The organism is Chryseobacterium indologenes (genome assembly GCF_002025665.1).
Taxonomy (GTDB): Bacteria; Bacteroidota; Bacteroidia; order Flavobacteriales; family Weeksellaceae; genus Chryseobacterium; species Chryseobacterium metallicongregator.
The window spans coordinates 1428890-1444227 of the sequence record NZ_CP018786.1 but is presented as its reverse complement, the minus strand read 5'-3'; the positions used below and the strand labels follow the sequence as shown (position 1 = coordinate 1444227).

The 15338-nt window shown below is 35.9% G+C and carries 15 protein-coding genes; 6 read left to right on the top strand and 9 right to left on the bottom strand.

Going from position 1 to position 15338, the window contains the following annotated elements; genetic code table 11:
* Nucleotides 1–31 precede the first annotated feature (31 nt).
* Nucleotides 32–1135 (top strand): SH3 domain-containing protein, encoded by a 1104-nt coding sequence (locus tag BUE84_RS06575; RefSeq protein WP_079240945.1) that lies wholly within the window; start codon nt 32–34, stop codon nt 1133–1135.
* A gap of 270 nt (nt 1136–1405) precedes the next feature.
* Nucleotides 1406–2248 (top strand): prephenate dehydrogenase, encoded by an 843-nt coding sequence (locus tag BUE84_RS06570; protein WP_079240944.1) that lies wholly within the window; start codon nt 1406–1408, stop codon nt 2246–2248.
* 112 nt (nt 2249–2360) lie between these two features.
* On the opposite strand, the gene BUE84_RS06565 is transcribed toward BUE84_RS06570, so the two are convergent.
* A complete protein-coding gene (locus BUE84_RS06565; protein WP_079240943.1) occupies nt 2361–3779 on the bottom strand; it encodes an L-serine ammonia-lyase in 1419 nt (472 codons plus the stop codon).
* A gap of 169 nt (nt 3780–3948) precedes the next feature.
* Between BUE84_RS06565 and BUE84_RS06560 the strand changes: the two genes are divergently transcribed.
* Together BUE84_RS06560 and BUE84_RS06555 are read left to right on the top strand one after the other, a co-directional pair.
* Nucleotides 3949–4527, top strand: a complete 579-nt coding sequence (locus BUE84_RS06560) for a Crp/Fnr family transcriptional regulator (RefSeq protein WP_079240942.1) — start codon at nt 3949–3951, stop codon at nt 4525–4527.
* Between the two features lie 60 nt (nt 4528–4587).
* A complete protein-coding gene (locus BUE84_RS06555) occupies nt 4588–5211 on the top strand; it encodes an FMN-dependent NADH-azoreductase (RefSeq protein ID WP_079240941.1) in 624 nt (207 codons plus the stop codon).
* A gap of 61 nt (nt 5212–5272) precedes the next feature.
* Here the strand turns inward: BUE84_RS06555 and BUE84_RS06550 are convergent, their stop codons facing one another.
* The 6 genes from BUE84_RS06550 to BUE84_RS06525 form a co-directional block, all read right to left on the bottom strand.
* Complete coding sequence (locus BUE84_RS06550; protein ID WP_079240940.1) at nt 5273–6616, bottom strand: ammonium transporter; 1344 nt, start codon at nt 6614–6616, stop codon at nt 5273–5275.
* A gap of 110 nt (nt 6617–6726) precedes the next feature.
* A complete protein-coding gene (locus BUE84_RS06545) occupies nt 6727–7368 on the bottom strand; it encodes an alpha/beta hydrolase (protein WP_079240939.1) in 642 nt (213 codons plus the stop codon).
* A 98-nt stretch (nt 7369–7466) separates the two neighbouring features.
* Complete coding sequence (locus BUE84_RS06540; RefSeq protein ID WP_079240938.1) at nt 7467–8093, bottom strand: YceI family protein; 627 nt, start codon at nt 8091–8093, stop codon at nt 7467–7469.
* A gap of 78 nt (nt 8094–8171) precedes the next feature.
* Nucleotides 8172–8738, bottom strand: coding sequence for a YceI family protein (locus BUE84_RS06535; RefSeq protein WP_079240937.1), 567 nt, complete (start codon nt 8736–8738; stop codon nt 8172–8174).
* Between the two features lie 143 nt (nt 8739–8881).
* On the bottom strand, nt 8882–9931 hold the full coding sequence (locus BUE84_RS06530) for a glucokinase (RefSeq protein WP_079243869.1): 1050 nt from the start codon (nt 9929–9931) through the stop codon (nt 8882–8884).
* A gap of 116 nt (nt 9932–10047) precedes the next feature.
* The gene (locus tag BUE84_RS06525; RefSeq protein ID WP_079240936.1) at nt 10048–10611 is read right to left on the bottom strand and encodes a hypothetical protein; all 564 of its coding nucleotides are present in this window, start codon (nt 10609–10611) and stop codon (nt 10048–10050) included.
* A 366-nt stretch (nt 10612–10977) separates the two neighbouring features.
* On the opposite strand from BUE84_RS06525, the gene BUE84_RS06520 reads away from it, so the two are divergent.
* Both BUE84_RS06520 and BUE84_RS06515 read left to right on the top strand, forming a co-directional pair.
* Nucleotides 10978–12360 (top strand): DUF1800 family protein, encoded by a 1383-nt coding sequence (locus tag BUE84_RS06520; RefSeq protein ID WP_079240935.1) that lies wholly within the window; start codon nt 10978–10980, stop codon nt 12358–12360.
* 159 nt (nt 12361–12519) lie between these two features.
* Nucleotides 12520–13704, top strand: coding sequence for a DUF1501 domain-containing protein (locus BUE84_RS06515; protein WP_079243868.1), 1185 nt, complete (start codon nt 12520–12522; stop codon nt 13702–13704).
* 348 nt (nt 13705–14052) lie between these two features.
* Here BUE84_RS06515 and BUE84_RS24550 read toward each other — a convergent pair whose 3' ends face one another.
* Complete coding sequence (locus BUE84_RS24550; RefSeq protein WP_167348772.1) at nt 14053–14190, bottom strand: hypothetical protein; 138 nt, start codon at nt 14188–14190, stop codon at nt 14053–14055.
* 107 nt (nt 14191–14297) lie between these two features.
* A complete protein-coding gene (locus BUE84_RS06510) occupies nt 14298–15317 on the bottom strand; it encodes a helix-turn-helix transcriptional regulator (protein WP_079240934.1) in 1020 nt (339 codons plus the stop codon).
* Between the last annotated feature and the right edge of the window lie 21 nt (nt 15318–15338).

Below are 15338 nucleotides of genomic sequence, written 5' to 3'. Positions count from 1 at the left end.
CCGTTTGAAAGTCAATATTAATAAACACCAAATGATAAAGCCTTTTTTAATTTCATTATCACTCATATTTTTTTCATGTTCATATAAACAAAAGGAAAAGATAACTGAAAAAGAAACTGAAATAATCGAAAGTTATTTCACCCATCATAAATTCAATAATACTGAGGAAAATTTTGATAAAATCAACAAAGGTCTACTTGGTATTAAACCTGATAAGCTTCAAAACGGATATAATAATCTCTTAATATTCAATGAAGCTACTAATTATCAGATATCAAAGGAAGGAAAATATATTAAAATAGGTAATGATATTTTACCTGATTTAGATAATGTCAAAGCAAGTATAAATAGTAATCAAAAACATCCTTATTTTGAGGAATTATTAACTCTGAACAAAATTATTTATCAGGATGATTTAACATCCATTTTGAACGTAGCATCTAAAAATCCTGATCTTGCAATTGATTTGGTAACTCTATTTAATTATGAAAAGAATGAAGCTCTTTTTAATTCTGCAATTAGAAATATTCAAAATTGGGATGATATTGAGCAAAGTTCGAGACTATCATTTATATTCTACAATAGTACAACGGATGTATTTAAGATTAGAGAAAAGCTATTGGAAAAACTAAAATCAAAAGATTCATTTTTATATGCACTGACAACTTATCTTGCCGATAATAAAGACAATATCACCAAAAAGAATGATATTCCAGATTCAACATTACAAAAAGCTATTGCTTATCTTTTACAACTTGGATTCGAAGGCAAAGAAAATATTGATATACAATCAGATAAAACATATTTATTATTAAACAACGTCTATGTTTCTCACCCGGAATTAAAAGACTCTTTTCAAAAAAATAAATATTATGGTTATCCTTCTCTTGAAAAGTACTCAAAAGATTATGGACTTATTCAAGAAGATAATCAAGAAAAAGTATATTCAAGAATAGTAGACCCCGATGGATTTACCAATCTAAGAAAAGATAAAAATACATCATCTCAAATTCTACAAAAAATAAACACAGGTGAACAAGTCGAGGTTTTAGACCAAAGTGGTGATTGGTGGCTGGTAGTTTCTAAAGAAGGTAAAAAGGGATATGTTCACAAAAGCAGAATAAAATCAGAATAAATATACTAGCAAATGATGAAGCCTCTTCCAATCCTAATGTAATTCTGTTTTTTTTAACTCCCAAAACATCAATTAACATCATCTATATATAATTTAGAAAAGAAATTTCGTTTCATTTGAAAAATATTTTTACCTTTGCCTTGTGAATTTTAACAACGGAACATATTATTATAGAATTTTTACCTCAGCTCTGGGATAGGGATTCTTATGAATATAATTTAAAACCTCGTCCTAGGGACGAGGTTTTTTTATTTTAAAAAATAGAGAAAGATGAAAATAAGTATTATTGGAGTAGGGTTAATTGGTGGTTCGATGGCCTTGAAATTAAAGGAGAAAAACATCGCCAGCTTCATCTATGGAATCGATAACAATACACAGCATATCAGTGACGCATTAGACCTGAAAATAATTGATGCCGGAGTAGATCTGGAACATGGAATTAAAAATTCGGATCTGATTATTCTTGCCATTCCTGTAGATGCTGCCAGAAAATTACTGCCTACTGTTTTAGACCTTGTGTCTGATCAGCAGACCGTAATGGATGCAGGCTCTACCAAAGCAGGAATTGTAAATGCTGTGAAAGACCATCCGAAACGTTCAAGGTTTGTGGCATTTCACCCGATGTGGGGAACAGAAAACAATGGTCCAAAATCTGCCATTGCAGAAAGTTTCTCCGGAAAAGCAGGCGTGATATGCAACAAAGAAGAATCTGCGGACGATGCATTGAGTACTGTTGAAAAGGTAGTCAATGCCCTTGACATGCACATGATTTACATGGATGCAAAAGATCACGATGTTCACACGGCTTATATCTCTCATATCTCCCATATTACATCTTATGCCCTTGCCAATACCGTATTGGAAAAAGAACGTGAAGAGGAAACTATTTTCCAGCTTGCCAGTTCCGGTTTCTCAAGTACGGTACGTCTTGCCAAGTCGCATCCTGAAATGTGGGTTCCTATTTTTAAGCAAAACAAAGAAAATGTATTGGATGTGTTGAACGAACATATCTCCCAGCTTAGAAAATTCAAATCTGCCCTTGAAAAAGAGAACTATGAATACCTTGAAGAACTGATCACCAATGCCAACAGGATCAGAGGAATTTTAAGATAAAATCTCTTTATATGATACTAAAAGCCCAGTGGTTTTTACTTTTATTTTATTAAGAAACCCTTAGTCAGTAATGTCTAAGGGTTTTTATATTTTTAAAACAGTGTTATTTCTATTAACATTCCGGAACGTTCACCGCAATGGCTAATCCACCTTCCGAAGTTTCTTTAAAACGGTCACTCATCGACTGAGCGGTTTCCCACATCGTCAGAATCACCTCATCCAATGTTACTTTTGCTTTGGTAGGATCACTTTCCAAGGCAATATTTGCGGCAGTAATGGCTTTCATAGCTCCCATGGTATTTCTTTCAATACATGGGATCTGTACCAGTCCTTTGATGGGATCACATGTTAATCCAAGGTGATGTTCCATAGCAATTTCTGCTGCCATCAATACCTGTCCGACACTTCCACCCAGAATCTCCGTAAGTCCGGCCGCTGCCATTGCAGAAGATACTCCAATTTCAGCCTGACATCCTCCCATTGCAGCAGAAATGGTTGCATTTTTCTTGAATAATGTACCGATTTCTCCAGCTACAAGCAAGAATCTCACGATATCATCTTCACTGATAAATGGTGTAAATGCCTGAGAATACATCAATACCGCCGGAATTACGCCACTCGCTCCATTGGTCGGTGCCGTAATAATTCTTCCGAAGCTTGCATTCTCTTCATTCACTGCCAGAGCAAAACAGGCAATCCATTTGTTGATATTGGTGAAGTTCTCCTCAGCATCTACCACCTGCTGGAACCATTCGTCTTTATTTTTATAAATTTTGTCTCCCAGCAGCTTTCTGTTGATTCCTGCAGCTCTTCGGGTAACATTCAGTCCGCCCGGAAGAATCCCTTCCTTGTTTACCCCTTTGTAAATGCATTCTTTAATCTGCTGCCAGATGTAAAGCGCTTCCTGTCTCGTTTCTTCCTGAGTCCTCCAGCTTTCTTCATTCATGAAAATCAAATCTGAAATCTTATCAAATCCCAGTTTCTCACAATATTTTGCAATATCCGAAGCCTTATGACAAGGATACAATGTACGAACACACTGCTTTTGAATTGAGTTTTTTTCCTGGCTGGCAATAAAACCACCTCCTACAGAATAAAAATCCTGTACAAGTTCAGTTCCGTCTTCAAAAACAGCTCTGAAAATCATTCCGTTGGGATGAAAATCAAGGCTCTTTTTCATATTCAGAATCAAATGATGTCCGTAAACAAACGGAATCACCTTCTCCCCTCCCAGATTAATGGTTTGAGTACTTTTGATGTATTCTATTTTCTCATCAATTTTTGAAGTATTGATCGTCTTAAAATCTTCCCCATTCAAACCAAGCATTCCTGCAATATCAGTTCCGTGCCCAATCCCCGTTTTTGCGAGTGAGCCAAAAAATTCAAGAAAAACCTCTTTAACTTCTTCGATTGATCTTTCTCTTTTTATAATCCTGATAAATGCTGCTGCTGCATTCCAAGGTCCCATCGTATGCGAACTGGATGGGCCTATTCCTACTTTAATAATCTCAAAAACCGATATTGATTCCATAAATGATTCGTCATTTTCCTCAAAAACAAAGATACATGATAAATCCTAATATATGCATAGCAAAATCTTAGATTTATTTGGCTTTGACAGTTTATAAAACAAGTATTTTTGTAGATTAGCTGGTTGTACGAATTTCCAATTATATTGTTCTTTTTAATCATTTTTTTAAATGGAAACATTAATTAAAAGCATTTTACAGCATGTCCAACTAAGTCCGGAAGAAATAACAGTCTTTAAAAGTTTCTGGACCGAAAAAAAATTGGAAAAAGGTGGTTTCCTATTGAGAAACGGGGAAATCTGCCGCCATGACAGTTATATCATTTCAGGTGTTTTAAAAGCTTTCTGCATCAATGAAGACAACGGAAATGAGGAAATTCTCTTTTTAGCTATTGATCACTGGTGGGCCACAGATATTGCCAGTTTTTCAAAACAGAAACCCTCCATTTATAATATTCAGGCAGTGGAAAAAACAAAACTCCTACAGATTAGCCATCAATCCTTTCAAAAAATGCTGAAGGAAATTCCATCCTTAGAAAGATACTTCAGAATCATTCTGGAAAGCTATCTTGGAACACTGGAAAAAAGAGTCGTGTTCAATCATATGCACAAAGCAGAACAGAAGTATTATGATTTTCTGGAAACCTATCCTGATATTTCCTCCAGAGTGCCTCAGTATCTGATTGCTTCTTACCTCGGTGTAACCCCGGAATTTATCAGCAGAATTAGGAAAAAAAATAAATCCTCTTGAACTAGATCAATTTTTCAGCAATAAATAATCAGGAATTTTGCTGGTATAAATTCTTAACAAATGAAAATACTGATTATTAATGCCAGTGTAAGAAATGAAAGATCTTACAGCCGAAAACTAACCCAGCTTTTCGTTGAAAACTGGAAAACAAAATATCCTCTTGACACGTTCACCTACAGAGAAGCGGGAACTGATACGATTCCCAATATTGATGAATCCTGGATTGCAGGCGCTTTCAAAAGATCTTCAGACAAAACTGAAGAAAACCAAAAGCCTTTACAGCTGAGTAATGAACTGGTCAAAGAGCTCAAAGAACATGATGTATATGTCATCGGAACTCCCATGTATAACTGGTCTATTCCGTCCGGATTAAAAGCTTATATTGATCAGATCATGCGAATCAATGAAACGTGGAAATTCCGATCCGGAGTTCCGGATGGTGATTATGTAGGACTTCTTGAAAACAAAAAGCTTTTTATTCTCTCAACCCGTGGCGATACCGGATACGGAGAAAATGAAAAGAACGGACACATCAATTTTCAAACGACTTATCTGAAGCATATTTTTGGGATCATGGGCGTGAAAAATATCATCATTCATTCCTTGGATAATGAGGAATTTGGTGGTGAAATCTTTGAAAATTCTAAAAATAAAATCTTCGAAGCCATTGAATCCATTCAATAAAGTACTTCTGATTTTAATTAATATCATTCAGGACATTAGGTAATACTTAATGTCCTTTTTGTTAACTAAAACTTTCCTCGTGCTGAGACAGATCAAGCCCTTTATTTTCTGACTCTTCAGAAACTCTGAGGGTAATAATAGAATTGGTAATCTTATATAAAAGCAATGAACCGAAGAATGTAAAAGCAGAAACCAAAACCAATGCTGCCATATGATGAAGAAAAACATCAATTCCTCCATGTAATAAGCTTGCTTTTTCACCATGAGCAAAGATAGCGGTAAGAATCATTCCCATAATCCCTCCTACTCCATGACAGGCAAAAACATCCAGTGTATCATCTATTTTCTTTAATCCTTTCCAGTTGACCATCACATTTGAAACGATAGCAGTAATAAATCCGATAAAAAGACTTTCCTGAATGCTTACAAAACCACATCCGGGAGTAATGGCCACCAGTCCTACTACTGCTCCGATACAGGCTCCCAAAGCCGAAACACTTCTCCCATTGATTCGGTCAAAAAAGATCCAGGTCATCATTGCTGAAGCAGAGGCAATAGTAGTTGTTCCAAAGGCTGTAGCAGCAGAGGCAGAAGCACTCAAAGCAGATCCTGCATTGAACCCAAACCATCCGAACCACAGCATTCCTGTTCCCAAAAGTACATACGGAATATTAGAAGGTTCATGATGCGGATTTTTTCGGTTTCCTACTACCCAAGCTCCTGCAAGTGCGGCAAAACCGGCACTCATATGTACTACCGTTCCGCCTGCAAAGTCTTTTACTCCAAAATATTTGTTTAAAAGGCCTTCCGGATGCCATACCATATGACAAAGCGGTGTATAAATAAAGATGCTGAAAAGAACGATGAATAGTAAATATGAAATAAAACGAACCCTTTCTGCAAAAGATCCGGTAATAATAGCCGGAGTAATAACAGCAAACTTCATCTGAAACAAAGCAAAAAGAATAAAAGGTATCGTAGGGGCCATCAACTTATGAGGCAGGTTTCCTACTCCGCTAAAGAAAGGATAGCTTAATGGATTTCCAATAATTCCATAATGTTTTCCTGCAATGGTAATTCCCAGAGACTCACCAAAGGATAAAGAAAAACCAACTACTACCCAGACCATAGAGATAACTCCTAAAGCAATAAAGCTCTGCAACATCGTAGAAATCACATTTTTCTTCCCCACCATTCCTCCATAAAAAAAGGAAAGTCCCGGTGTCATCAAAAGAACGAGTCCCGCTGCTGCGAGAATCCAGGCTACGTCAGCGCCCACAATTTTATCTTCACTTAAAAATGCTCCCGTATCAGTAATATCTGCAGCTGGATTCCAGAACAAACCTCCAATTGCAACCAGAGTGATAACAGAGAATGAAACAATCCATTTTAATCCTATTTTCATAAAATTTATATTTAACCCTATCAAATTTAAATATAAATTCCACAAAAATCACATTTTAAAACACAATACCCCTAAAAAAAACACTATTTAATAAATAACATCATAAAATTTTAACAAAACACCTCTTTCAGTATTTTAGAAACTTCTTTGGATTTTGTAGCGGGAAAAAGATGCGTTCCTCCTTTTACCACGTAATCAGGATTCGAATAACGGATAGGAAAAACAATATCTTTATCACCTAATATCTGAATAACATTCGGGTTTTCATCAAACTTCCATTCAGAAACTTTTTCTACGGACCATTTCAGATAATAAGGGTCTCTTACTTTAAAATATTGAAGAAGTTTAGGATTTTTAGGATCAAAAAGTTTTCGGATAACAGCATACACGTTGGCTGCTTTATCGTTGAACAATCCTACAGGAAGAATTCTTGGAATTTTGGTAACCTCACCGGTCTTTATAAATTTAGATTTTTCTTTATCTGATTTTATACTTCCAAGGATCACTACTTTTTCTGCAGGTTTCAATTGATTAATCTCCTGCACAATAATTCCTCCGAAAGAATAACCTAGCAGGCAGAATGGTTCTGAATCATCTACTTTCTCTGCCATTCTTTTGACATAAGCATCGAAAGGCTCATTTTTTTCAGGAATAAGCCAGTCTATAAAAATCAATTCACAGTGTTTGGGAAACTCTATTCTTTCAAGGACCTTGAAGTCTGCTCCCAGACCGCTTACGATATAAATTTTCATACTACTAATTTATAAAAATACCGGGAAACAGAGAATAGCTGCAAAAAAAATGAGACGTTCCCGGGAACATCTCATTTCTATATTGATCATATTGGATCTTATTTTTTCTTCTTCTGAATTCTATTTTCGTTATCCAGCATTTCAGTAGTCACTTTGAACTGAATATCCATTTCATTCTTAATGAAATAATCTTTCAATGAAGACTGATAGAATACTTTAAAGTCTCTTCTGTTCAGGGAGAACTTGGCAGACTCAATAGATGTGGTAAACTGAGTAACATATACATTCGCAGGGAAAGAGATTGTTTTTCTCACTCCTTTAAGGGTAAGGTCACCGTATACTGTTGAATTGTATTCACTGTTTGCTAAAGGAATAATTTTAGTCAAATGGAATTTTGCAATAGGGAATTTTTTCACTTCAAAGAAGTTCGAGCTCTTCAAATCGTTGGTAAGCTTGATCTGATCTTCATCAGAAACATCTCCCGCCATCATACTTCTCATATCTATTACAAACTCTCCATCAACAAGCACCGTATGGTCAAAGTTGAATTTTCCGCTTTTTAGCTTTACTGTTCCTGAGTGGGAAGTTTCTTCAGTTTTCACCACCTTATACCCCCACCATCTGATCTCTGATGAAGTCACTTTAGCAACCTTATCAAATTTCTTTTGGGCAGAAACAAATGATATACTTACGCACACCATAGCAAACAATAGTAATCTTTTCATTCTTTTTTATTTACAATTCAACAAAAATAAAAAAAAGTGTAGAACTTCTACACTTTTAATAATCTTTTTTTGATTAATTTATTGAGCAGTTACCTTTACAAGCATATCAATATCATCTTTCACAAAAACATCCTGCATCGTAGACTTGTAAGCTACGTCAAATTTTTGTCTGTCGAAAGAGAATTTGTTGGATACTAAACTTACCACTCCTTTGCTGTAAGAAATCTTAGCAGGGAAAGAGATTGGGCTTGTTTTTCCTTTTACAGTAAGGTTTCCTGTTACAAGAGAGCTATACACTTTATCGTTGTTTTTCTTTACTCCTGTAATTTTGAAACTTGCAGTTGGGAATTTTTCAACTTCAAAGAAGTCACCATTCTTAAGGTGTCCGTTTAATTTCTGCTGATACTCTCCTGTAAGGTCAGTAGAACTGATTGAAGTCATATCCAATACGAAGCTTCCGCCTACCAATTGGTTTCCTTTCATTACCATATCTCCAGACTTTACTTTTACAGTACCGTCGTGAGAACTAGCCTCAGATTTTGCTACTTTATATCCCCACCAGTGTACATCAGACGCTACTACTTTTTTTGATTGTCCGAAAGCTAAACCACCAGCCAAAACTGCTAATAAAAATATTTTTTTCATTGAATAGAGTTATTTACTTATTTAATGATGCAAATGTAAGTATCTTATTCAATAGATTTCATTGATGTATATCAATAAAATTTATTATTTTCATGAATAATATCATTCCATAAAAAAACTCCGGATTTCTCCGGAGTTTTATTTTATAGCTGATAGTAAGCGGTGTAAAGCGCTATACCATTTAATGCGGTGTGATTTTGCTTGACCAGATAAATAGGAGTATTTTTAAGCATTTCCTCCATTTTATCACTGATCTTGAATTTCTCGTAGAATTTCGCCTTATCGATATATTCTGCGATCATCTGTGGAATATCTCCGGCAATCAGTAATCCTCCGGTAGCTTTTAATTTTAAAGTTAAGTTATTCGCTTCTCTTGCCAGAAACTCAAGGAAAGTATCTAAAGCGATTCTGCAGATCAGTACATTTTCCTCTACAGCAGCTTTATATAATTCCTCCACGAAATTCCCCTGTGCAAGACGTTCTCCCAGCCATTCCGGTTCAGGATGTCTTTTCACATCTCTTAAGAATCTGTAGATATTGAATAAACCTGACTTTGAAAGTACATTTTCCCAGCTTACAATACCATAGATATTATTTAGGAACTGATAAAATTCAACTTCTACGTTGGTTCTTGGTGAAAACTCAGAGTGCCCTCCTTCTGTTGCGAAAGGTCTCAGGTATTTTCCGTCAAAGAAATATCCCGCTTCTCCCAATCCGTTTCCGGGAGCAAGAACCGCTACGTTTCCTTTTTCAAGATGTCCGCTTGTATAAATGGCTTCAAGATGATTATCCTCAAGAAGAGCCATTCCATAAGCAGAAGCTTCCAGGTCATTCAGCATTTCTACTTTTTCAAACCCGAAATCACGTGCATATTCAGCAATATCTAAATGCCATCCCAATCTTGCAGGGCTGCTTTTCCCGTCCAATACAGGACCAGGCACTGCCATCCCCAGACGTTTTACATTTTCAAGCTGATTATCCTGAATAAACTTCTTTAAAATATCTGAAAAAGAAGCATACTCTTTGGTTGCAAATTTATTTTCTACTTTTATCTCAAGACCTCCGTTCCCGGAAACGAAATAGCCTAAGATTGTTATATCTTCACGGAGGCTTGCTCCAATGATAGAAACATTATCATTATTACTGTTCTCTACTCCTGGTAAATAAAGTGGAAATTTTGGATTCAGAATCATAACCTCAAATTTTACCAAATATAATAATTGTTTTTGTAAATCCTGCACGCAACAAAAAAACCTTTCCACTTTCGTGAAAAGGTTTTGGTTAATAATTGTTTATATATTAAATCTAACTACTTTCCTAATGGAATATTGTAACCGAATCCTACTCCGATATTCCCCACATTATAGTCCTGACCTGGCAAATCTCCTTTTGTACCTACAAAAACCTTTTGGTATTGTACGAAGAAATTCCAGTCTCTGTTGTGGTATCCGATCTCCGGTTTAAGGTAGAAACCTCCGCTTGCTCTTTCAACACTTGTATTTGAGGCCACTGTTTTATCGCCAACCAGGAATCCGTATCCTAAATCCGTTCCGAAATAGAAACCGGTTTGTTTTGGATAAATTCTGATTAAAGCTGCTACAGGAACTACTCCTACATCATTGTTTTTATATCCGTTGTTTTCTTTACCGAAATAGTGAGTATATCCTGATGCGATACCTAATCCGAATCCTGGTGTAATCAGATTCTGGTACGCTACATCCACTCCTACTGCAGCGGAAAGATTATCTGCGGGAACTGCTAAACCAACATTTGCACCTACCTTGATCATATTGTTCATTTGAGCACTTTGGGCGCTTGCGATACCTGCTGTTAAAATACCAGCCAGTACTATTGCTTGTTTAAACATTTTCATAACTCTAATTTTTAAATTTTACTAAACAAGAGGATGTAAAAATCATGCCAAGCAAAGGTTTTTCTTGTATTTTAACATTCAAAAAATACATAAAACAATGAATATCAATATATTAATTTTAACAAAATTTAAATAATTGTTTAACAAAATTTATCAAAAAATGACAGCTAAAAAGTGAATTAAAGGATGGAAGATAGGAAGCTGGATGCTGGAAGAAATATAACTCCATACAATCAACCCTATTTCTACGATCCAAAACTTCCAACCCCAAACTTCCGCTTCCAGCCCTCTCAACAATATTAACAATCCTTAACCCGTTATCATTTTAACCTTTTTCTTCAAAATACATCAAAAAATAAATTCTCCATGATGGCTGATTCATTATTAAAAAACAAGCATCTTCTTTGGCGAGCAGGTTTTGGCGTTGGCATTAATCAAATAGATGATTTGAAAAATAAAAACATTAAAACGTTGATGAATGAATTATTTAAAGAAGAAAGCTTCAGCGAAATCACTTACGACACTCCTGATCCGGTTTCAGCAGAAGATTATATGAGCAGTACAGCTCCTGCAGAAAAGAAGAAAGAAATGCAGCGGATCAACAGGGAACAAAATAACGAACTGAACCTGAATTTTCTGAACTCCATCGTTAACAGCAAGGAACAGATGAGAGAAAAGATGGCCTTTTTCTGGCATGGACATTTTGCATCAAGAGTACAAAATCCAAGGTTCAACAAACAGCTTTTGAATACAATCAGGAAAAATGCACTGGGAAATTTCAAAGATCTGCTTTTTGAAGTAAGTCAATCACCAGCCATGCTTAATTTCCTGAATAATCAGCAGAATAAAAAGGATCATCCTAATGAAAATTTTGCCCGTGAAGTGATGGAATTGTTTACGATGGGCAGAGGAAACTACACAGAAAAGGATGTAAGAGAAGGAGCCAGAGCTTTCACAGGATGGAGCTATGATAAAGAAGGGAATTTTAAAGAAAGAAAAAATCTTCATGACGAAGGCAGCAAAACGTTTTTAGGAAAAACCGGCAACTTTGACGGAAATGATATTCTCAATATTATTCTGGAACAAAAAGCTACGGCACAATTTATTACGACAAAGATTTACAAATTCTTTGTCAATGAAAAACCAGATCAGGAGATTGTTAATCAACTCAGCGCTAACTTCTACCATTCAGGATATGATATCAAAAAACTGATGACTGAGATATTTTCAAGTACATGGTTTTATGATCAGAAGAATATAGGCAACCGTATAAAATCGCCTGTAGAACTGATGGCAGGAATTATGAGAATTCTTCCTATGCACATCCAGAATCCTGAAAACCTCATCGTATACCAGAAATTATTGGGACAAATGCTGCTTTATCCACCCAATGTAGCAGGATGGCCTAGCGGAAAATCATGGATTGACAGCTCTACTTTAATGTTGAGACTTCAGGTTCCACAGATCTGGTCCGGACTTCGCCCTTTGGAATACAGCCCACGGCAGGATGATGATATTGATATGGGAATGAAATCCCGTGAAACAGCTTTAAACAAAAGCTTTAAAAATCCTAATATCACCATCGACTGGAACCGTATTGAAAAGCTTTTCGCTAATAAAAACTGTGAAGATTATCTTCTGCAGAATGCCCAAAGTCTTGATATGAACTCAGTAAAGAATTTTTCAGACAAGAGCATAAAAATGAATGTCATCAACCTGATGTCTACTCCGGAATACCAGTTGAGCTAGGTAGGAGATTTTTAGGTTGCAGGTTTCAGGTAATAGCTGTCATAGTATAGCTTAATTACCATTTATTTATCTTTTACTGTTATGAAAATAAATGCCAGTAAAAATACAGCCCAGTCCTACAACCTGCTACCTGCCACCTTAAACCCTAAAAACAAAATTATGTTAATCAAAAGAAGAGAATTCCTCAAAATAAGTTCACTGGCTACCGCTTCTATGCTGATGCCCAATTTCTTAAAAGCAATGACGCTGGATGAAGCTCTGAATCCCAATCAGAACATTCTGGTGGTTCTCCAGTTTACAGGAGGAAATGATGGCTTGAATACTATTATTCCGGCTAAAAATGACATTTATTTCAGGGAAAGAAAAACTCTGGCTATTCAGGATTCTATACCGCTTACAGATGAGGCAGGAATCAACCCTTCACTCTCTTATTTTAAAGAACTTTTTGATAACGGAGAACTGTCTGTGATGAATAACGTGGGCTATCCCAATCCGGACAAATCTCATTTTCGAAGCATGGATATCTGGCAATCGGCAAGCAGAAGTGACCAGTTTTTGGAAACTGGCTGGCTGGGACGTTTTCTGGATGAAGAATGCTATCGTTGTGACCATCCTACCCAGGCGCTGGAAGTAGATGACATGCTAAGTCTTGCCTTAAAAGGTGAAAATAATAAAGCTTTCGCCTTTAAAGATCCTAAAAGACTTTATCAGACCAGCCAGGAGAAATATTTTAAATCTCTCTACGACCATCATCATGATGATGAAACAGTATCTTATCTTTACCAGACCCTAGGCTCTACCATCAATAATGCTGATTATATTTTTGAAAAAAGCAAAGCCAAAAAAACAGAAGAGATCTATCCAAATTCTCAGTTAGGAAAGGATTTTAAAACTGTGGCTTCTTTGATAAAGTCAGATATCAATACTCAGGTGTATTATCTTTCTGTGGGAAGTTTTGATACTCATGTCAACCAGAATGACAGACAGAAAAAGCTATTCGATGATATTAATGAAGCAGTAAAATCATTTGTAGCCGATATGAAAAGTAATGGGCTATTTAAAAATATACTGCTGATGACCTTTTCGGAGTTTGGTCGTCGTGTGGCACAGAACGCCAGTAACGGAACAGATCACGGGACAGCCAACCAAATGTTTTTTATCAGCGGAAATCTTAAGAAAAAAGGACTGTTGAACGCCCTTCCCGATCTTCAGAATCTGAATGAAGGCGATCTTATCTACAAAGAAGATTTCAGGAAAGTATATGCCACAATTTTAAAAAACTGGCTTAAAGCAGACTCTTCCAAAGTATTGGGATGGAAAGATGGTATTTATGATTTTGTGTAGGAAACCGAAACCGCAAAAGTCACAAAAGTTTTTTTAGAAGCATTGATCTAAAAAAATGGATAATAAGTATGTTTAGATTCCTACGGAATGACACAATTGGAATGGTGATCTATCCACACAGTTTGTCAATCCGCAGGAATCCAGCCTTCTTTCCCAAAAAACCAATCCTGACCACACCTCAGCTGAAAAGTAAAAAATTCCCCTCCCTCGGAGGGGTGGCGAAAATTCAAACAATTTTTGACGGGGTGGTTTTCAGCATTCATCAAAAAGATCCATTAACAAAAAAGAGACCGTACATCCTCATGACAGTCTCTTTTCAATAATTTTAAATTTTAACTACTTATACGTTTAGGCAGTAATCTGCTTTTTTTCGTTCTCTTTCTCTTCTTGTTTTTTATCTATTTTCTCAGATATTTTTTTAACGATATACTCTATCGCCAGCGGTGCTATAATTGCAATTAATGCTTTAAATATTCTTGATTTCATAATTAATTTGGTATTGTTAAGTTAATAGTACAATTTCCAAGCCAAGATAAAAATATGAAAATAAATTATCTTCAATAAAGCCTTGTAAATTGGACATTTAAAATAAGTTAGTTTCCCTCAGGAACAATAAGGCTCTGATAATTTTTACTGCCAGCATTAAACTTTTCCTCCATTTTCAGCCGTAGCTTTTTGGGCTTATGTACAATCAAAGAGTCTCCGAACCCAAGCAAGAGCCTTTCCAGCTCAAAATTGATCTGCACACATATTTTAAACAGCGTTCCGCTACGGTCTTCCTTTACTATTTCCTGACTTTTATGCAGCGGCTTTGTTTTCACATAAGGAGCATTACCCGAATCCACCCAAAAGATCACATTCCTGGGATCCATTGACTCTGCAACAGTTACTCCTACAATATCTTTAAAATATTCATCTCCATCCAGATCCTTGTCAATATAGAGAAGACTGTCATCTGTTTCAATACTTTCCATTCTGTCCAGTGCCAGATTGTACATTTTCTGTTTGTAAAGACAGATCAGAAACCAACGGTTATTGAATTCCTTCAACAGCTGCGGATGTACCGTAAAAATATTGGATTCCCTTGCTGTAAAGCTTTTATAAAGAATCTTCAACACTTTTTTATTAGCAATACTTTCGTACAGAATATCAATATGTTCCAACCCTTTTAGCTGTTCATTTTTATCCAGATGGATAATGGATTTCTGGCTGGTTGCATGAATAGAGTCTTCCAGTTTCTGGATCACCCCATTCATCTCCTTGAACATGGAAAAGTCTTTAAACTGTTTTAAAATCTGAACCGCATTATTCATCGCTTTCAGATCACTTTCATTCACAGAAATATTATGAATACTGTATTCCGGATCACTGTAACGATAGTATTTTCTTTCGTAGACTTCAATAGGAGCTTCATATCCGAACTTTTCACTCCGCATATTCTGAAGATCAAGCTGAACAGTTCTCTTACTCACATAAGATTCTTTTCCCTCAAATTCAAATAATGCTTCCGAACATTCATCTATGAGATCTTCCAGCGTATATTTCCTGTATTTGTTTTTAAGACATTTATCTAAAGTTTTATACCGGATCAGAGCATTTTTATTGGATGACATACCTTAGTGTTTAATGATTGG